At 52.6% G+C, this 18,496-nt stretch carries 16 protein-coding genes; 9 read left to right on the forward strand and 7 right to left on the reverse strand.

Annotation, left to right across the window (positions count from 1 at the left end; all coding sequences use genetic code 11):
- Positions 1-113: 113 nt before the first annotated feature.
- The 8 genes from KDD30_RS14885 to KDD30_RS14920 all read left to right on the forward strand — a co-directional run bounded on the left by KDD30_RS14885 (position 114) and on the right by KDD30_RS14920 (position 11,149).
- A complete protein-coding gene (locus KDD30_RS14885; protein WP_211646524.1) occupies positions 114-2,339 on the forward strand; it encodes a Gfo/Idh/MocA family oxidoreductase in 2,226 nt (741 codons plus the stop codon).
- A complete protein-coding gene (locus KDD30_RS14890) occupies positions 2,336-3,400 on the forward strand; it encodes a glycosyltransferase family 4 protein (RefSeq protein ID WP_211646525.1) in 1,065 nt (354 codons plus the stop codon). Before KDD30_RS14885 ends, KDD30_RS14890 begins: the two co-directional genes overlap by 4 nt.
- Before the next feature lie 177 nt (positions 3,401-3,577).
- Positions 3,578-4,204, forward strand: a complete 627-nt coding sequence (gmk, locus tag KDD30_RS14895; RefSeq protein ID WP_211646526.1) for a guanylate kinase — start codon at positions 3,578-3,580, stop codon at positions 4,202-4,204.
- 50 nt (positions 4,205-4,254) lie between these two features.
- A complete protein-coding gene (rpoZ, locus tag KDD30_RS14900; RefSeq protein WP_027250547.1) occupies positions 4,255-4,530 on the forward strand; it encodes a DNA-directed RNA polymerase subunit omega in 276 nt (91 codons plus the stop codon).
- Positions 4,531-4,548: 18 nt separating this feature from the next.
- A complete protein-coding gene (gene spoT, locus KDD30_RS14905) occupies positions 4,549-6,651 on the forward strand; it encodes a bifunctional GTP diphosphokinase/guanosine-3',5'-bis pyrophosphate 3'-pyrophosphohydrolase (protein WP_211646527.1) in 2,103 nt (700 codons plus the stop codon).
- A gap of 109 nt (positions 6,652-6,760) precedes the next feature.
- The gene (gene trmH / locus KDD30_RS14910) at positions 6,761-7,450 is read left to right on the forward strand and encodes a tRNA (guanosine(18)-2'-O)-methyltransferase TrmH (protein ID WP_211646528.1); all 690 of its coding nucleotides are present in this window, start codon (positions 6,761-6,763) and stop codon (positions 7,448-7,450) included.
- A gap of 34 nt (positions 7,451-7,484) precedes the next feature.
- Positions 7,485-9,566, forward strand: a complete 2,082-nt coding sequence (gene recG / locus KDD30_RS14915) for an ATP-dependent DNA helicase RecG (protein WP_211646529.1) — start codon at positions 7,485-7,487, stop codon at positions 9,564-9,566.
- Between the two features lie 209 nt (positions 9,567-9,775).
- Positions 9,776-11,149, forward strand: coding sequence for a uracil-xanthine permease family protein (locus KDD30_RS14920; protein WP_211646530.1), 1,374 nt, complete (start codon positions 9,776-9,778; stop codon positions 11,147-11,149).
- 1,309 nt (positions 11,150-12,458) lie between these two features.
- Here the strand turns inward: KDD30_RS14920 and envZ are convergent.
- The 6 genes from envZ to KDD30_RS14950 all read right to left on the reverse strand — a co-directional run bounded on the left by envZ (position 12,459) and on the right by KDD30_RS14950 (position 17,251).
- On the reverse strand, positions 12,459-13,817 hold the full coding sequence (gene envZ, locus KDD30_RS14925; protein WP_211650069.1) for a two-component system sensor histidine kinase EnvZ: 1,359 nt from the start codon (positions 13,815-13,817) through the stop codon (positions 12,459-12,461).
- Between the two features lie 9 nt (positions 13,818-13,826).
- The gene (gene ompR / locus KDD30_RS14930; RefSeq protein ID WP_211646531.1) at positions 13,827-14,546 is read right to left on the reverse strand and encodes a two-component system response regulator OmpR; all 720 of its coding nucleotides are present in this window, start codon (positions 14,544-14,546) and stop codon (positions 13,827-13,829) included.
- A 141-nt stretch (positions 14,547-14,687) separates the two neighbouring features.
- Positions 14,688-15,164 carry a transcription elongation factor GreB gene (gene greB / locus KDD30_RS14935; RefSeq protein WP_211646532.1) on the reverse strand — a complete coding sequence of 159 codons (477 nt, stop codon included), beginning with the start codon at positions 15,162-15,164 and terminating at the stop codon, positions 14,688-14,690.
- A 112-nt stretch (positions 15,165-15,276) separates the two neighbouring features.
- Complete coding sequence (locus KDD30_RS14940; protein WP_211646533.1) at positions 15,277-15,441, reverse strand: hypothetical protein; 165 nt, start codon at positions 15,439-15,441, stop codon at positions 15,277-15,279.
- Positions 15,442-15,620: 179 nt separating this feature from the next.
- Positions 15,621-16,415 carry a CPBP family intramembrane glutamic endopeptidase gene (locus tag KDD30_RS14945; RefSeq protein ID WP_211646534.1) on the reverse strand — a complete coding sequence of 265 codons (795 nt, stop codon included), beginning with the start codon at positions 16,413-16,415 and terminating at the stop codon, positions 15,621-15,623.
- A gap of 224 nt (positions 16,416-16,639) precedes the next feature.
- Entirely contained in the window at positions 16,640-17,251 is a 612-nt protein-coding gene (locus KDD30_RS14950; protein WP_211646535.1) for a DUF922 domain-containing protein, read from the reverse strand.
- A gap of 462 nt (positions 17,252-17,713) precedes the next feature.
- Here KDD30_RS14950 and KDD30_RS24885 point away from each other — a divergent pair, with 462 nt between their 5' ends.
- Positions 17,714-18,019, forward strand: coding sequence for a type II CAAX prenyl endopeptidase Rce1 family protein (locus KDD30_RS24885; RefSeq protein WP_371826098.1), 306 nt, complete (start codon positions 17,714-17,716; stop codon positions 18,017-18,019).
- Positions 18,020-18,080: 61 nt separating this feature from the next.
- Here the strand turns inward: KDD30_RS24885 and KDD30_RS14955 are convergent, their stop codons facing one another.
- Positions 18,081-18,320 (reverse strand): response regulator transcription factor, encoded by a 240-nt coding sequence (locus KDD30_RS14955; RefSeq protein WP_211646536.1) that lies wholly within the window; start codon positions 18,318-18,320, stop codon positions 18,081-18,083.
- Between the last annotated feature and the right edge of the window lie 176 nt (positions 18,321-18,496).

Below are 18,496 nucleotides of genomic sequence, written 5' to 3' on the forward strand. Positions count from 1 at the left end.
TGTGCTGCCGCTTCGCTGACTATAGTTAAAAAAAGACAAAACGAACCTGAGATAAATATCCGATAAAACAGGTTTCTCCATGGCTGGGTTTTGAATTTTTTAAGGAAGTGGCAATGAAAACACAGGCAGACCACAAAATTATTTTGATCGGTGCCGGCTTTATTTCCGGGGTGCACGCCAAAGCCATTCAATCGCTCCCAGATTGTCAGATTGCAGCCATTGTTGATCCGAATCTGACAGCCGCCACAGCGCTTGCCGTGCAATTTGAGATCCCCCAGTGTTTCAGCCACCTGGAAGAAGCGCTGGCTGAAATCACTTTTGACACCGCCCACGTCCTGACCCCGCCGAACACCCATTTTGAACTGGTCCAGACTCTGCTGCATCACGGCAAACATGTGCTGGTCGAAAAGCCACTGGCGGAGACTATCGCAGCCTGCGATACCCTGAATGCACAGGCACAGGCGCAAGGGCTGACACTGGCGGTGAATCAAAACTTTGTGTTTCATCCAGTGATGGACAGAGCCAGACAGTTTCTGGATACCAATGCCATCGGACCGGTCAAATCGGTCTCGCTGAATTATGAAATGCCGCTCCGTCAGCTGGACAACGGCCAGTTCGGGCACTGGATGTTCCGAAAGCCAGTCAACCTGCTGCTGGAACAGGCTGTCCACCCGCTGTCTCAACTGCTGAGTTTATTCGGCGCTCCGAGCGGCCCACTGATCAGCCGGATCAGCCAGATCAAAACACTCAACGCCCAGCCCTGTATCCTGCGATTGGATGCCATGGGCGATCTGGCTGTCCCCTTCCATTTATCTTTTGCGTTGGGCCAGTCGTTTCCCGTCTGGCAATTACAGATCACCGGTGAGGATGGCAGCCTGCATCTCGATTTTATCCGCCAGCGGGTGATCCTGAACGAACGCAGCCGCTTTCTGCCCGCACTGGATACAGCCGTCACCGCCAGCACCATGGCTGGCAGTCTGCTGTCTCAGGGCTTCCGCCAGCTGATGGATTACGCGGGCGCAATCACTGGATTCAAGCCCTCGAAAGACCCGTTTTTCATGTCGATGCAGGCCAGCATTCGTGCTTTTTATCAGTCGATTGAAACCAAACAACACCCGATTCACAATGCAACCTTTGGCCGCACGCTGGTGGCCCTCTGTCACCAACTGGCCGATAAGAGTCAGGGGGCGCAGCATCTGCAAACCACCCAAGCACCCGCCGCCAAACCACAGGCAATGCCGCTGACAGACCAGCGTCCATACGACGTGCTGGTCATTGGTGGCACCGGCTTCATCGGCCGTCATGTGGTCCGCCAGTTACTGACGGCTGGCTATTCCGTCGGCATCATGGCCCGGCATCTGGACGCACTACCCGACTTTTTCCAGCACCCTGCCATTCAATGGATACAGGGGGATGTCTGCGATCAGGCCACCGTCGACCATGCTGTCAGCCGGGCGACCTATGTGATCAATCTTGCCCATGGGGGTGGCAGTGGCGACTGGCAGGCAATCCAGCACGCCATGGTCGACTCAGCCCGCTATGTCGCGCTGGCCTGCCAAAGCCACGGGATCACACGACTGGTTCATCTGGGCTCCATCGCGTCTTTATATCTGGGGAATGACCGGACCGTGATTCACAACGCATCTCCGGTTGACAGTGCGCCCCACAACCGCGCCCATTACGCCAGAGCCAAAGCCATGGCCGATCAGATGCTGATGCATGAATTCAGCACGCTGGATGTCGTGCTGCTCAGGCCCGGTATTGTGGTTGGTGAAGGCGGCCTGCTCCAACACACCGGCATTGGCTTTTTCAACAACAGTCAGTATTTCATCGGCTGGAATCTGGGCCAGAATCCATTGCCCTTCGTGCTGGTGCAGGATGTCGCCTCTGCAACTCTGGCCGCCATGACCCAGCCCGATGCCAAAGGGAAAACATTGAACTTAGTCGGAGATGTCCGTCCCACGGCCCGGGAATATGTGGCCATGCTCAGAAAAGGGCTGTCACGCCCCTATCGCTATGTGCCTCAGTTGACGCTCTGGCTCTATCTGCAGGAACTGGGAAAGTGGGCGATCAAACGCATGGCTGGCCGGCATCCCGAGATTCCATCCCTGCGAGATCTGCGCTCCCGCGCCATGAATGCCCGCTTCGATACCAGCGGGGAAAAACGGCTGCTCAACTGGCATCCGGTCAATGACTGGCAGGTGTTCTATCAGCAGGCTGTGCTGGTCCATCAGCCACCGTCAGCAACAGCGATCCACTCTCAGGCCGATCAAGCGACTCCGGCAATGCACAACGCCTTGACCCCTGACTCGTCTTCAAAAAAGGTCAGCGCACTATGACGACAGTGCTGAACGTGTTCTCAACCTTTGCACTGGGCGGGCCACAGGTCCGGTTTGCTCAGTTGGTGAATGCCCGCTCAGCACGGGAGCGCCATGTGGTGATTGCGCTCGATGGTCAGCTCGAAGCCGCCAGCCGGATTGACCCGCAAAAGCAGGTGATCTGCATCGGATTGCCTGAACTCAAGGCGCTCCCGTTGCCGGCCAAACTCCGGCGAATTGCCGGGTATTTGCGGCAATACCGGCCCGATGTCCTGATGACCTACAACTGGGGCGCGATCGAATGGGCCTTGTGTAACCGTCTGCTGACTCATTGCAAAGGGATTCACTGGGAAGACGGATTCAACCCGGAAGAATCCGCACGTCTGCTACCGAGACGCAATCTGTTCCGCAGGCTGGCGTTGGGCGGCCGGACGCAAGTGGTGGTGCCGTCGCAAACACTGATGAGCATCGCCAGGCAAAACTGGCACATTCCTGCCTGCCGTCTGGTTTATTTTCCCAACGGTATCCGGATGCCGGAACAACCGGCAATATCCGCCACCACTCGCTTCCCGACACTGATCACCCTGGCGACGCTCAGAAAGGAAAAAAACCTGATCCGTCTGATTGATACTGTGGCAGAACAGGCGCCTCAATGCCGCCTGCTGATCGGGGGCGACGGCCCGCTGAAGCCGGACATTGAAGCCTATCTCAACCATCATCAGCTGGGCGGGCGAATTCAGCTGGCGGGCCGTATTGAGCAAGTCTGGCCCTTTCTGGCTCAGGGCGATCTCTTCTGCCTGTCTTCCGATACCGAACAGATGCCACTGTCGGTTTTGGAAGCCATGGGCGCAGCCTTACCCGTCATTGCAACAGATGTCGGCGATGTAAAAACCATGGTCGCCCCGGCCAATCAGCCTTTTGTGGTCCCGCCCTCCGGATACAGCCGGGCAATGCGGGGATTACTCTCCTCCCCCGAGCTGTGGTCGGAAATCGGCCAGGCCAACCGCCGCAAGGCGCAGGAGCAATTCAGCTTTCAAGTCATGCAGGAGAACTTTGCGCGTCTGCTGACCACACCATGCTGACCGATCCCGCGTGCTATTTTATAAAGACAAAGCCTGTAAAAGCGGTACAGGCCAGACTGGCAGGGAACAGCAATCATCGGTTGTGAGGCTGAGGACGAAACTTCCACTTGTCGATTCAATTTCACAGCAGTTCGTGATACCCTGCGCGCCCTTTCTTCCACTTGAGTGACAGCGGTAATGAGCAAAGGCACGTTATATATCGTTTCGGCCCCAAGCGGCGCAGGCAAATCCAGCCTGATCAACGCCCTGCTGGAAACCAACCCGACTTATGATATGAAGGTTTCGGTTTCCCACACCACACGCGGCATGCGCCCGGGTGAAGTTCATGGTGTTCATTACAATTTCGTCAGCGTTGAAGAATTCAAAGAGTTGGCCGAACAGAGTGCTTTTTTAGAGCATGCGGAAGTGTTTGGTAATTTCTACGGCACATCGCGCCTGTGGATTGAACAACAGCTCGAGAAAGGCATTGACGTCTTTTTAGATATCGACTGGCAGGGCGCGCAGCAAATTCGCCTGCAAATGCCCCAAGCCAAAAGTATTTTTATTCTGCCCCCATCGAAAGATGAACTTGAGCGCCGCCTCAACGCCCGTGGTCAGGACAGCGAGGCCGTGATTGCCCGCCGCATGCAGGAAGCCCAGTCTGAAATCTCGCATTACACCGAGTATGACTATGTGATCGTAAACGATGACTTTGACGTGGCCCTCATGGATTTTAAGGCAATCATTCGGGCTGAGCGATTGAAGCAAGACAAACAAGCTGCTAAATATAGCAGCATGCTTTCTGCGCTACTGGCGCAACAGTAAGTAATTTTGTACAATTTTCCATCTTTTTATTAAACCCACTGGAGTCCTCGATGGCACGTGTAACTGTTCAAGATGCTGTTGATAAAATTGGCAACCGTTTCGATCTGATCCAAATTGCTTCTCGCCGTGCACGTCAAATGCAAACTGGCGGTAAGGATCCATTGGTTCCTGAAGAGAACGATAAGTACACCGTCATCGCACTGCGCGAAATCGAAGAAGGCCTGATCACGAAAGACATCCTGGATGCACGTGAGCGTCAGGAAATGCAAGAGCAGGAAGCTGCTGAACTGGCAGCCGTGAGTGCCATTGCAGGTAACCAGCGCTAATTCAAGGAAGCGGGCAATTTGTATCTCTTTGATAGCCTGAAAGAAGTTGTAATTGAATACCTGCCTGAGACTCAGATTGAGGCGCTCAGGCAGGCCTATTTAGTCGCAAGAGACGCCCACGAAGGTCAGACCCGCTCCAGCGGTGAGCCTTATATCATCCACCCGATCGCCGTCGCTCGGATTCTGGCCGAAATGCGCCTGGACTATGAGACGCTGATGGCCGCATTGCTCCACGATGTGATCGAAGACACCGAAGTCACCAAAGATGACCTCGACAGTCGATTCGGTTCCACAGTCGCCGAGCTGGTGGATGGCGTGTCTAAGCTGGATAAACTGAAATTCCGCGATCGGAAGGAAGCCCAGGCGGAGAACTTCCGCAAGATGATCATGGCCATGGCCAATGACATCCGGGTCATCCTGATCAAACTGGCCGACCGGACCCACAACATGCGCACGCTGGGTGCACTTCGCCCGGATAAACGCCGCCGTATTGCCCGCGAAACGCTGGAAATCTTCTCGCCCCTTGCCCACCGTCTGGGTATTCACAATATCAAGACTGAGCTCGAAGAGCTGGGTTTCGAGGCCCTGTATCCGAACCGCTATCGGGTGCTGAAAGAAGTGGTTGCCGCCGCACGCGGTAACCGGAAAGAAATGATCAACCGGATCCACGCCGAGATTGAAGGCCGCCTTCACGACGCGGGGATCGACGGCAAAGTTGTCGGTCGCGAAAAGAACCTGTACTCCATCTACAACAAGATGAAGAACAAGGAACAGCGCTTCCATTCCATCATGGACATCTATGCCTTCCGGGTACTGGTGAACGATCTGGATACCTGCTATCGGGTGCTGGGACAGGTGCACAATCTGTATAAACCGCGTCCGAGCCGGATGAAAGACTACATCGCCATCCCGAAAGCCAACGGCTATCAGTCGCTCCACACCTCTCTGGTCGGCCCGCACGGGGTGCCTGTCGAAGTCCAGATCCGTACAGAAGACATGGATCAGATGGCGGACAAAGGGGTTGCAGCTCACTGGACCTACAAAGACCGGGAAAGCTCCGGTACCACAGCACAGGTGAAGGCCCAGCGCTGGATGCAAAGCCTGATGGAGTTACAGCAAAGTGCCGGTAACTCATTCGAATTCATTGAAAACGTCAAATCGGATCTCTTTCCGGACGAGATTTACGTCTTCACACCGAAAGGCCGGATTGTGGAACTGCCGGTCGGTGCAACCGCCGTCGACTTTGCCTACGCCGTCCATACCGATGTCGGCAATACCTGCGTCGGTGCTAAGGTCGATCGCCAGCCTTACCCGCTGAGTAAGCCGCTGAAAAACGGCCAGACGGTCGATATCATCAGTGCGCCGGGTGCCCGACCCAATGCAGCCTGGCTCAACTATGTGGTGACCTCGCGTGCCCGGACCAAAATCCGTCAGGTGCTGAAAACCATGCGCCGCGCCGAATCCATCACCCTGGGTCGTCGCCTGCTCAATCATGCGCTGGGTGAGCTGAATATCGATCAGATTGACCCGGTCACACTCGACAAAGTTCTCAAAGATCTCCGCCTCAAGGATGCCGAATCCCTGCTGGCTGCGATCGGTCTGGGTGAGCTGATGAGCGTGGTGATTGCCCGCCGTTTACTCGGCACGCTGGAAGAAGAGCCACAGAGCGACGACAAACGCCGGATGCCGATCCGGGGTGCCGACGGTATTCTGCTGACCTTTGCCAACTGCTGTCACCCGATCCATGGCGACCCGATCATGGCCTATGTCAGTCCGGGGAAAGGTCTGGTGATTCACCGTGAGGAATGCTCGAACATCCGCGGTTATCAGAAAGAACCGGACAAATACATGCCGGTGGAATGGAGCCGCGACTTCGAGCAGGAGTTTGTCACCAACCTCAAAGTGGATATGCAGAACCATCAGGGAGCGCTGGCCGATCTGACCAATACCATCGCCAATACCGGTTCGAATATTCAGGGCCTGTCGACGGAAGAAAAAGACGGCCGCCTGTATACCATCACCGTTCGCCTGACGACCAAAGGCCGGGTGCATCTGGCCAACATCATGCGCCGGATCCGGGTGATGCCGAACGTGGTCCGGGTTGCCCGGCAGAAGAACTGATCGGGCAACGATGCCCGACTGTGAATGAACTGACAAACGCCCGAAACGGGCGTTTGTGCTTTCCCGAGTGCTGAACAAATCAGCCTGAACTGTAACAAGAACGAAGCCCATGACCCCAGAACGCTTTGCGCGGATTCAGTCCGTCCTGGCCACCCGTCAGACCGATTTAACTTTGTGCCTGGAAGAAGTGCACAAGCCCAATAACGTCTCTGCCATCATTCGAACCGCAGACGCCGTGGGCGTGCACAAAGTCCATGCCGTCTGGCCAAACGACATGCGGGTACTGAGCCATACCTCGGCAGGCGCCCGGAACTGGGTCGAACTGCAAACCCATGACACCATGGCCAGCGCGGTCGGCCAGCTGAAAAGCGAAGGGATGCAGGTTCTGGCCACTCATCTTTCTGATCGCGCAGTTGATTTTCGCGAGATTGATTACACAAAACCCACGGCCATCATTCTGGGCGGCGAAAAAAACGGGATCACACCCGAAGCCTTAGCACTGGCCGATCAGGACATCATCATTCCCATGGTGGGTATGGTACAGTCGCTGAACGTCTCGGTTGCCAGCGCACTCATTCTGTATGAAGCGCAGCGTCAGCGACACAATGCCGGGATGTATGAACGGGAACACACACAGTTGCCGCCGGAAACCGTTCACCGTATTCTGTTTGAGCGCGGACACCCGGTGCTGGCCAAAGTTGCCAAACGCAAAAAACTGCCTTACCCGCCTCTGGATGATGCGGGCCAGATTGTCGCTGATGATGCCTGGTGGCAGGCCATTCAATCCCGGGATAAATAACCCCCGGATCTGACGGAGCACAGAGAACACAGGCATGAGCGGACAAATGCTGGAGACCATCGCCCTGACCGAATTGTCCGGCGTGGGCGCCAAAATGGCAGAAAAACTTAACAAGATCGGCCTGCATACCGTGCAGGATCTCCTGTTTCACCTGCCGCTCCGTTACGAAGACCGGACCCGGATCTGGCCAATCGCTGAAATTCGGCCCGGCCAGCACCTGACGGTTCAAGGAGAAGTGCTCAGCAATGCCATTTCCTTCGGCAAACGCCGGATGCTGACCGTCAGAATCAGCGACCAGTCCGGCGCTCTGACCCTGCGCTTTTTCAACTTCAATGCCGCGATGAAAAACGCCCTGTCCGAAGGCAAACAGGTGAAAGCCTATGGTGAAATCCGCCGTGGCCAGCACGGGCCTGAAATCATTCATCCTGATTACAAAGTTTTTTCCGAAACGACGGAACTGGCTGTCGAGGAAACCCTGACTCCGGTCTATCCCACAACAGATGGTCTGCGTCAGCTGACCCTGCGCAATCTGACCGACCAAGCCCTGAAACTGCTGGATAAAGCCGCCGTCACCGAGCTGTTACCGGAAGGCTTGTACGACCGCCAGATGACACTGGCGCAAGCCCTGCATGTGATGCATCGCCCCACGCCGGACGTGTCGCTGGATCAACTGGAAAAAGGGGAACACCCGGCGCAGAAACGCCTGATCCTGGAAGAATTGCTGGCGCAGAACCTGTCGATGCTGGCTGTGCGTGAAAAAGGCCAGCAGCATCAGGCCTGGCCCCTGCCGCCGAGTGAAACCCTGAAGCAGCAACTGCTGGCGGGTCTGCCATTCAGTCCGACAGGTGCACAGCAACGGGTGACCGCCGATATTGAAAGCGATCTCGCCAAACCCGTGCCCATGATGCGGCTGGTACAAGGCGATGTCGGCTCCGGAAAAACCCTGGTCGCCGCTTTGGCTGCGATCCGTGCGATTGAGCATGGCTATCAGGTCGCCCTGATGGCTCCGACCGAACTTCTGGCAGAGCAACACGCCCTGAATTTTGCCCAATGGCTGGCACCGCTGGATATTCAGGTTGGCTGGCTGGCCGGTAAACTCAAAGGCAAAGCCCGGGAAACCGAGCTGGCCCGGATTGAAAGCGGCGAAGCCAAAATGGTGGTCGGCACACATGCGCTGTTTCAGCAACAGGTCATCTTCAGCAATCTGGCATTGGTGATCATTGATGAACAACACAGGTTCGGGGTGCATCAGCGGCTGGAACTGCGGGAAAAAGGCGCCAATGAAGGCCGTTATCCGCATCAGTTGATCATGACCGCCACCCCCATTCCCCGCACGCTGGCAATGACCGCCTATGCCGATCTTGAAACCTCGGTGATCGACGAACTGCCACCAGGCCGGACGCCAATTCAGACCGTTGCCGTTTCAGACACCCGTCGTGCCGACATCATTGAGCGTATCCGGGCCGCCTGTCTCAGCGAAGGCCGGCAGGCCTATTGGGTTTGTACCCTGATTGATGAATCCGAAGTGCTGGAAGCACAGGCAGCGTCAGACACCGCCACCGAACTAACCGCTCAGTTACCGGAACTGAAAATCGGCTTGGTCCATGGCCGGATGAAAGCCGCAGAGAAACAGGACGTGATGCAGCGTTTCAAAGCCGGTGAATTGCACTTACTCGTCGCAACGACAGTGATTGAAGTCGGGGTAGACGTCCCCAACGCCAGCCTGATGGTGATCGAAAATCCCGAGCGATTAGGTCTGGCCCAGCTCCACCAGCTGCGTGGCCGGGTTGGCCGGGGCAGCGTCGCCAGTCACTGTGTGCTGCTTTACCATGCGCCACTGTCGAAAACGGCACAACAGCGTCTGGGCGTCCTCCGGGAAAGCAGCGACGGCTTTGTGATCGCACAACGCGATCTCGAAATCCGGGGCCCCGGTGAACTGCTCGGCACCAAGCAAACCGGCATCGCCGATTTCAAAGTAGCCGATCTGGTGCGTGACCAGCACTTAATCCCGCAAGTTCAGAAAATGGCGCGCTACCTGCACGATCAGTATCCCAGCAATGCAAAAGCCATTATCGACCGCTGGCTGGGTAATAAAGAAAACTACTCCAACGCCTGAGCGATACATCCAACTTGCGTCACTTTGGCGGCATGATGCCGCCATTTTCTGCTTTTATTCCGAAACAAATAACTGCGCAAACGTTTGCTAAATTGTGATGCGTCATTAAAATAGGGCCAATTTTGACCCAAGGGTCTTTTCCGGCTTCGAACTTTATCTGTTCAGATCTCCGTTTTGAAGCCGATCTGTCGACGTATGAAGGAATGCCCATGACCGGCCAGCACCGAGAAATCGAGCGTCCACGCTCTTCCGACCTCATTTACCGCCTTGAAGATCGCCCGCCGCTGCCACAAACCCTGTTTGCCGCCCTGCAGCATCTGCTGGCGATGTTTGTCGCTGTGGTGACGCCCTCGCTGATTATCTGTCAGGCGCTTGGATTACCGGCCAGTGATACCAACACCATTGTCAGCATGTCCTTGCTGGCTTCCGGTGTGGCTTCTTTCATTCAGATCCGCACCATCGGCCCGGTCGGCTCTGGCCTGCTCTCTATTCAGGGCACCAGCTTCAACTTTCTGGGTCCGATTATCGGCGCCGGACTGGCGATGAAAGCTGGCGGGGCTGATGTCCCAACCATGATGGCCGCTATTTTTGGGACGATCCTGGCCGCTTCGCTGACAGAAGTCGCCATTTCACGGATTTTACAGCACACACGTCGCGTGATTACGCCGCTGGTGTCCGGGATTGTGGTGACCCTGATTGGCCTGACGCTGATTCAAATCGGTCTGACTTCCATTGGTGGTGGCTATGCCGCCATTGAAAACGGCAGCTTCGGCAGTCTGGATAAACTGCTGCTGGCTGGCATTGTGCTGGGACTGATTGTGCTGATGAACCGGATGAAGAATCCTTACCTGCGGGTCTCTTCTATTGTGATCGCCATGGCTGCCGGAACGCTGGCCGCCTGGCTAATGGGCATGATCGAGTCCGACCGCCTGGCCGAGACCTCGCTGATGGCAATTCCAGTTCCGATGCAATACGGCCTGGGGTTTGACTGGTCGCTGCTGATCCCGCTGATCATCGTGTTTGCGATTACCTCGCTCGAAGCCATCGGTGATATTACCGCCACGTCTGAGACCTCTGAACAGCCGGTTTCCGGCCCGGTTTACATGAAACGTATCAAAGGTGGTGTACTGGCCGATGGCATCAATTCCGCGCTGGCCGCCGTGCTGAACAGCTTCCCGAATTCGACGTTCAGCCAGAACAACGGCATCATCCAACTGACAGGGGTTGCCAGCCGTTATATCGGCTATTTTGTGGCAGGCATGCTCGTCTTGCTGGGTCTGTTTCCTGTGGTCGCCAATCTGGTTCAGTTAATTCCAGAACCTGTACTGGGCGGCGCAACCATTGTGATGTTCGGCACTATCGCGGCTTCTGGTGTCCGGATTATTTCCCGCTGTGAACTGGACCGTCGGGCGATTCTGATTATGGCGTTGTCGTTCTCAATGGGCTTAGGTATTGCGCAAAAGCCGGAAATTCTCCAGTTCATGCCTGAGTTTGTGAAGAGTATTCTGTCTTCCGGCATGGCCGCTGGCGGCCTGACTGCGATCCTTCTGAACCTGATCCTGCCGGAAGAGAAGAAAGACTGATTCTGTCCGATCCCTCTTTGCCATGGGGAGGGAATTTCGGGATTTCAGCACGCGCGATTCGATCCCTCCCCCTTTTCAAGGGGGAGGCTAGTAGGGGTTATCGGACACACATGCCAACTCCGTGCTCGCTGCACGAACCCCACCCTAACCCTCCCCTTGCCAAGGGGAGGGAAACTTCGGGATTTCAGCACGCGCGATTCGATCCCTCCCCCTTTTCAAGGGGGGAGGCTAGTAGGGGGTTATCGGACACACATGCCAACTCCGTGCTCGCTGCACGAACCCCACCCTAACCCGCCCCTTGACAAGGGGAGGGAATTTCGTGATTTCAGCACGCGCTAATCGGTCCCTCCCCCTTTTCAAGGGGAGGTTAGGAGGGGGTTACCAAACACCAGCGCCAAATCCAAATCTGAGCGCGCTATACGAACCCCACCCTCACCCTCCCCTTGCCAAGGGGAGGGAATTTCGGGATTTCAGCACGCGTTAATCGATCCCTCCCCCTTTTCAAGGGGGAGGCTAGGAGGGGGTTATCGGGCACACATGCCAAGTCCGTGCTCGCTTCACGAACCCCACCCTAACCCGCCCCTTGCCAAGGGGAGGGAATTTCGGGATTTCAGCACGCGCGATTCGATCCCTCCCCCTTTTCAAGGGGGAGGCTAGGAGGCACACATGCCAACTCCGTGCTCGCTGCACGAACCCTACCCTAACCCGCCCCTTGCCAAGGGAAGGGAATTTCGGGATTTCAGCACGCGCGATTCGATCCCTCCCCCTTTTCAAGGGGGAGGCTAGGAGGGGGTTATCGGACACACATGCCAACTCCGTGCTCGCTGCACGAACCCTACCCTAACCCGCCCCTTGACAAGGGGAGGGAATTTCGGGATTTCAGCACGCTCGATTCGATCCCTCCCCCCTTTTCAAGGGGGAGGCTAGGAGGGGGTTATCGGACACACATGCCAACTCCGTGCTCGCTGCACGAACCCCACCCTAACCCTCCCCTTGCCAAGGGGAGGGAAACTTCGGAATTTCAGCACGCGCGATTCGATCCCTCCCCCTTTTCAAGGGGGAGGTTAGGAGGGGGTTACCAAACACCAGCGCCAAATCCAAATCTGAGCGCGCTATACGAACCCCACCCTAACCCTCCCCTTGCCAAGGGGAGGGAAATTTCAGAAGTGCAGCACGCGCGATTCGATCCCTCCCCCTTTTCAAGGGGGAGGCTAGGAGGGGGTTATCGGACACACATGCCAACTCCGTGCTCGCTGCACGAACCCCACCCTAACCCGCCCCTTGCCAAGGGGAGGGAAGTTTCAGGAAATCAGGACTTACTGCCCCGTTTACCGTTCTGTTTCACCGTGCGCACAGGCAGGCTGACTTGTACCCGAAGGCCACCTTCACTGCGGTTGCTGAACTGAATCTCGCCTTCATGTTGATCCACGATGCGCTTCACAATCGCCAGACCAAGTCCGGTACCTTCTGCATCACTCCCCCGGGCACTGTCGCCGCGGGTCAGTGGCTGCAGCATTTTGGCAACCTGATCCGGCTCGATGCCCGGACCATCATCTTCAACGCAGAACCAGGCCATTTTTCGATCCGCCGTCATCCCACTGGTGACATGCACCCAGCCGTGACCATAGCGTAATGCGTTGATCACCAGATTGGTAATCAAGCGTTTAATCGCCACTCCATTGACGTAAACTTTGCCGCTCACAGGACCCAGTACAGTTTCAATGCCCCGTTCGATCCCCCCTTCGGCTTCCACCACATCTTCGACCAGAATATTCAGATCATGCAGTTCCTGCTCCAGCAGATGGGTTGATTTCAGATACTCCATGAACTGATTGATGATGGCATTACACTCTTCCGTGTCTTTAATCATACTCTCAGCCAGATAAGCATCTGCCGGGGACATCATTTCAGTCGCCAGACGGATCCGGGTCAACGGCGTACGCAAGTCATGACTCACACCGGCCATCAGCAGTGCCCGATCATCTTCCAGTTGCTTGATGCCTTCACCCATCCGGTTGAAGGCTTTAGTTACCGCCCGAATTTCCGACGCGCCCTGCACTTCCAGATGCGGTGGCGATCCGCCTTTCGCCACTTCCAGCGCAGCCTGCTCCAGCGCAACCAAGGGACGATTCTGAATCCGGATGAACAGCCAGCCGCCAGCAATTACCATAAAGGCGATAAACAAGCTGTAACCAAACAGCGGCGCGAAATCATCTTCCTGTAATTCAGACAAAGGCACCCGCATCAGAAAACCCGGCATTGCATCGCAATCGAGCCACAGCACATAACTGTCGGCCCCCAGCACCAACCGGACTTCCGTTGGCGTGCCCAGCTCCCGGGTCATCTCATCACTCAGGTAATCAATCTTGCTTGCAGCACGGAACTCTTCTGACTCCGGGCTGTTATCCGCATGCAGCGTGACGCCCAACTGTTCCAGCAACTGACGGCGTAAAGGGGTATCGAGATGAAAGGTATGGCCATCTGCCAGCTCAACATCTTCTTTGAGCATCAGCCGGACTTCGTAGGCCATGATCCGGTTGAACTGCTGCAAACTGGGCAGCAAGGCATAGTTCAACACAGCCAGATAAGAAAAAATCTGGCTGGCAATCAACAGGCCAGCCAGCAGAATGAGTGTGCGGGTAAACGTCGAGCGCGGCGACAGGCGCATCGGCATAATTTACGCCTCACTGCCATCGGGAACGAAAACGTAACCCAGTCCCCAAACGGTCTGGATATAACGCGGACGGCTCGGATCTTCTTCAATCATGCGGCGAAGCCGAGAGATCTGCACATCAATGGAACGCTCCATCGCTGAATATTCGCGGCCACGGGCCATATTCATCAGCTTATCGCGCGACATCGGCTCACGGGCATTGGTCACCAGCGCTTTCAGCACGGCGAATTCACCGGATGTCAGTGGCATCGATTCTTCGCCACGGAACATTTCACGGGTGCCCAGATTCAGACGAAACTCACCAAAGGTGATGATTTTGCCTTCCACACTCGGCGCGCCCGGCGCCTCAACGGTCTGACGACGTAACACGGCACGGATACGGGCCAGCAACTCACGCGGGTTAAACGGTTTTGGCAGATAGTCATCGGCGCCGACTTCCAGCCCGACAATTCGGTCGACTTCGTCGCCCTTGGCAGTCAGCATCAGGATCGGCAGCATGTTGTTGGCGTTCCGCAGACGACGGCAAATCGACAAGCCATCCTCACCCGGTAACATTAAATCCAGGACCATCAGGTGGAAATTCTCACGCGCCAGCAGGCGATCCATCTGTTCGCCATTCGCTACACTGCGGACCTGAAAACCCTGCTCAGACAGATAACGCTCCAGCAGCGCACGCAGGCGCATGTCGTCATCGACCACTAAAATCTTGAAATTGTCTTGCATCGTTACACCTTATGGTTCGAATTCCGGATGTCGCCGGGACGATATTTTACGCGACCCTTGCCTTTTCTGACTGAAATGGTGCGCAATTCTTCACCGTAAATTGTTACCGAGTATGTCAACTCAGTGACCGTTCTGCACAGTTTAGTCGTTGAGATAAGTTATCGTATTGATGAACCAGATTTTATCCCCTTCCGGAGTCCGGACCACGACTTCATCGTCCACTTCTTTTTTCAGCAACGCCCGTGCCATCGGCGAATCAATCGAGATATAGTCCTTGCGGCCAAAAATTTCATCATACCCAACGATGCGGAATTTCATACAGGTGCCAGCCTCATTTTCAACTTCAACCCAGGCTCCGAAGAAGACTTTGCCTTCCTGAACCGGGGAATAATCGACAATTTTCACGTTCTCCAGCGTTTTACGCAGATAACGCACCCTGCGGTCGATCTCCCGCAGGCGTTTTTTGTTGTACTGATAATCGGCATTTTCCGAACGATCCCCAAGACTCGCGGCCCAGGTCACTTTCTTCGTCACTTCCGGACGTTCTTCCTGCCACAGAAAATCCAGCTCCTGCTTGAGCCGGTTGTACCCTTCCCGGGTGATCAATGGGGTTCTCATGCTGTCTGACCCTGATGCGATGATAATGGCTTGATTATATGACGTTGACGGGAATGACAGCGAGACATGATTCAGGAAAATGGCAGGTTGAGCGCCAGCACGCATGCAACCTTCAGGCGATGATATCCAGTTGATACAAAACAACACTGCTGACAATGATGGGTAAACCCGAGAGCAGCATCAGGATAAAAAACCGAAAATTATCCCTGTCATTCTCTTCATCATCCACACTGATGCTATCTTCCCGTGTCAGACGAGATCCACCCAGCAACGCCATCCCACCGATCAACCAGAAGACAAACCACTGTAAAAGAGATCATCGACCAGCCTGACTTGAGCCAAGAACGCAACATGAACTCGCAACACCCCACAGACAGCAAACAACAGGACAACGTTGATGATGATCCATTGCAATATAGTCAATCTCCAGCAAGTCTCATTCAAATGATTGACACTTCATTTTTTCCTGAATAAATACATGAAAGATAAAAGGCACAAAGCAGGAATAAATATGAGAACCCATGATGTCGTCCCCAAATGTTCACGAGTCGCTATAGAACAATCATGATGAAGACAATAAGGAACCCAAACATGATAGAACAATGTATAAAGTCCGTTATACATACAATGAATAAAAAGAACATTCCTGAATGACTGCGTCTTGATATAAATAAGATGCATAGTCAAAGCAAATATAAAACTGAGATAAAAATCATGATGCTGACTGGCAAAAATTGTTGCGCTAATCAATATGGAGACCCAACTACCAACAAACTGACCAAGTTTTTGATATAACCATACTCGGTAAAAAATCTCTTCAAACAGTGGAACGATCACAACAAGTAGAAAGGCGACAAACACCGCCCATTCTAGCGTTTGTTCTGAAGAGAGAATGTAATTCAGGTAGTAGTCTTGACGTACAAAACCATCGGTAGTTATAAATCCCCTTAAATACTCCACATCCAAAAAGTGTAATAAAGCAAAACCCATTGCCACAAAGACAACTAATTTATAATTAAACTCTTTATCATTAAAATATTGGAACTGATACAGCCTGAAGACAAAGGGAATCAAAATAATTACAGGTAACACAAAACTTCTGATATCGTAGTTTAAAACTGTTCTCGCATAAGGATCTACCCCCTCCAAAACTAACATACTGATAAAATATATAATTATCACTTCAACCCAAGTGACCTTTAATACAGCATGACAAAACAAACCAACAGGGTTATTATAGGTTTCTTTCATGATAAATCGCATTCATTTCATCCACAATTGACCCGCGTATTAATGAACTTATAATCTGACTCGTTTTTATCTTATGAGACAGAAAACAAACAAACTCAGCGGCGCAACACTTTAACAAGTCGTCAATCCTTGATCACTTAAGTTCCTATGCTCTCACCCTGCATTCAGTTCACCAACTGTGAGTGTCGGTGGTGAGTGGAAATGTCCATCTCATTCACAAAACCTCAACTCGCATCCACATGAACCGAAACCGGGACTTCAATCTTACAGTGCGGCAGAAAATCATCTTCGCCGAACGGAGAAACTGCTAATTCAATTTCGCCATGGTTTGTATACACATCGAAGTTACGATTCATTTCAGTAATATTCGATTCATGCACATCGATTAAATCCTGTACAGTTTCACAACCGTCACGCTGACCTTTTTTGATCAATTGATAAATGGCATGGAGTTGCGATAAAGCGATCGCACAATGACGCTCTTCATGTGCATAAAGCTGTTTCATATATGCCAAATGCTTATTCATGAACTCATTATTTGCAGGAGACATTCTTAACTGCGGCAGCGTATACTTCACATCAAGCAGAAAAAATGAAATCTCACAGGTATGGTCATCATAATAAAAATCATAATACCTTGTTACAGAAGCATCAAAATTACTCTCTTTTAAATGAGAAGGTCTTTTTTCATAAGAAGCATCAATTTCTGCATCACTGTGACCAGACACAGAATAAATTTCATACGCTTTATGAAAAGGAAAAGGGAGTACTTCATCTGCATGAGCAAGATGAACGGAACAAAGAAATAGCAGGTAAGATATATGTCGGTGTGTCATTTATTATTCCCCAAAAGCACGACTCTGTGTCGCAAACAAAAATAAAGTCCATGTTCCTTACATCTTCGTCAATTAAAAATAAGAACATAAAATCAATAAATTGAATTGAATCGCAGTTTTTAATAAGTCATGTGTTACTAAAAGAGATGTACGTTTATCTTTGTGCCCCCCTCAAGCACCAACATAAACTACCCAATCGGGTAGGATACTTCGCTCAACAAATCAATACTATATGTCCGAGACATTCACCTGATAATCACATTGAAAATAAACATGATCATCAAAAAACACTTTTACAGTACATTAGAATACGATCTCGGTTCGCTGATCAAACATGTGCTTTTTGTAAAATTCACATTTTTGACTGCGATTGCGTTGATATCGATTATCCAGCTCATCTTGATAGATACAGACCAATCAGTCGGCACTCAATACAATGAAGACAGAACAGTCTTATCCGTTATGTTTTATTGTATGTTCGAGACGATATTATTCTTTTTCATCTTACAAAATATGTGCCGATTCATTTTGCGTGACATCTATGTTTCCGCATTCATTGTCACAATATTATTCTCATCCATGCACCTTTTAAACTCAGTCACCAATGCTGTATTCACACTTGGATTAGGCTATATTTTCTGTATTTTATATGAATATTTCAGAATCCGATTTGGCAGCATGATTTCAATCATCATTAATTTCGCCTACCATTTTCTATGGAACATGTTTGCCATCTTTACTTTTCCGGTACTTATTGATGGACTTTAACCTCACCTCAGGAATTCCATAGAAGTTGGATACTAACCAATCATCTTTTCAACGTCTGAGATCAAAGTGCTCCGTTCAACATACCGGATCGCATCAAGATGCAAGCCAACTCAGTTCTTGTGTTGACCCCATAGGTACTAAAAAGCTGTTTACAGTGATATTTCACGGTATTTTCTGAAATAAACAGTTGTTGTGCGATCTGCTTGTTTGTCATCCCTGACATGATCAAAGCGGCAATTTGCTGTTGTCTTCCTGTCATCTGATTTGATTCTTCGATGGGGTGATGCTTGATTCTATTCATCCCGACCCTGATGCAAATTATTGCTTATCATGTCATCGATCACATCGGCAATAAATCAAGCGCCGGGCTCATCTATGGGGTAACTTCGACACGTTTCAGCATTTTGTCCGGCTGCCACTGCTTGTATACAGATCACACCCACTGCTACGACTGGCAAACTCCTGACATTTTGCGGG

This window comes from Photobacterium sp. GJ3 (genome assembly GCF_018199995.1).
GTDB lineage: Bacteria > Pseudomonadota > Gammaproteobacteria > Enterobacterales > Vibrionaceae > Photobacterium.

What these genes read in the sequence shown, in the direction of transcription:
- KDD30_RS14885 (WP_211646524.1), top strand. Translation starts at nt 114, where the DNA reads ATGAAAACACAGGCAGACCACAAAATTATTTTGATCGGTGCCGGCTTT.
- KDD30_RS14890 (WP_211646525.1), top strand. Translation starts at nt 2,336, where the DNA reads ATGACGACAGTGCTGAACGTGTTCTCAACCTTTGCACTGGGCGGGCCA.
- gmk (WP_211646526.1), top strand. Translation starts at nt 3,578, where the DNA reads ATGAGCAAAGGCACGTTATATATCGTTTCGGCCCCAAGCGGCGCAGGC.
- rpoZ (WP_027250547.1), top strand. Translation starts at nt 4,255, where the DNA reads ATGGCACGTGTAACTGTTCAAGATGCTGTTGATAAAATTGGCAACCGT.
- trmH (WP_211646528.1), top strand. Translation starts at nt 6,761, where the DNA reads ATGACCCCAGAACGCTTTGCGCGGATTCAGTCCGTCCTGGCCACCCGT.
- recG (WP_211646529.1), top strand. Translation starts at nt 7,485, where the DNA reads ATGAGCGGACAAATGCTGGAGACCATCGCCCTGACCGAATTGTCCGGC.
- KDD30_RS14920 (WP_211646530.1), top strand. Translation starts at nt 9,776, where the DNA reads ATGACCGGCCAGCACCGAGAAATCGAGCGTCCACGCTCTTCCGACCTC.
- envZ (WP_211650069.1), bottom strand. Translation starts at nt 13,817, where the DNA reads ATGCGCCTGTCGCCGCGCTCGACGTTTACCCGCACACTCATTCTGCTG.
- ompR (WP_211646531.1), bottom strand. Translation starts at nt 14,546, where the DNA reads ATGCAAGACAATTTCAAGATTTTAGTGGTCGATGACGACATGCGCCTG.
- greB (WP_211646532.1), bottom strand. Translation starts at nt 15,164, where the DNA reads ATGAGAACCCCATTGATCACCCGGGAAGGGTACAACCGGCTCAAGCAG.
- KDD30_RS14940 (WP_211646533.1), bottom strand. Translation starts at nt 15,441, where the DNA reads ATGGCGTTGCTGGGTGGATCTCGTCTGACACGGGAAGATAGCATCAGT.
- KDD30_RS14945 (WP_211646534.1), bottom strand. Translation starts at nt 16,415, where the DNA reads ATGAAAGAAACCTATAATAACCCTGTTGGTTTGTTTTGTCATGCTGTA.
- KDD30_RS14950 (WP_211646535.1), bottom strand. Translation starts at nt 17,251, where the DNA reads ATGACACACCGACATATATCTTACCTGCTATTTCTTTGTTCCGTTCAT.
- KDD30_RS24885 (WP_371826098.1), top strand. Translation starts at nt 17,714, where the DNA reads ATGTTTTATTGTATGTTCGAGACGATATTATTCTTTTTCATCTTACAA.
- KDD30_RS14955 (WP_211646536.1), bottom strand. Translation starts at nt 18,320, where the DNA reads ATGAATAGAATCAAGCATCACCCCATCGAAGAATCAAATCAGATGACA.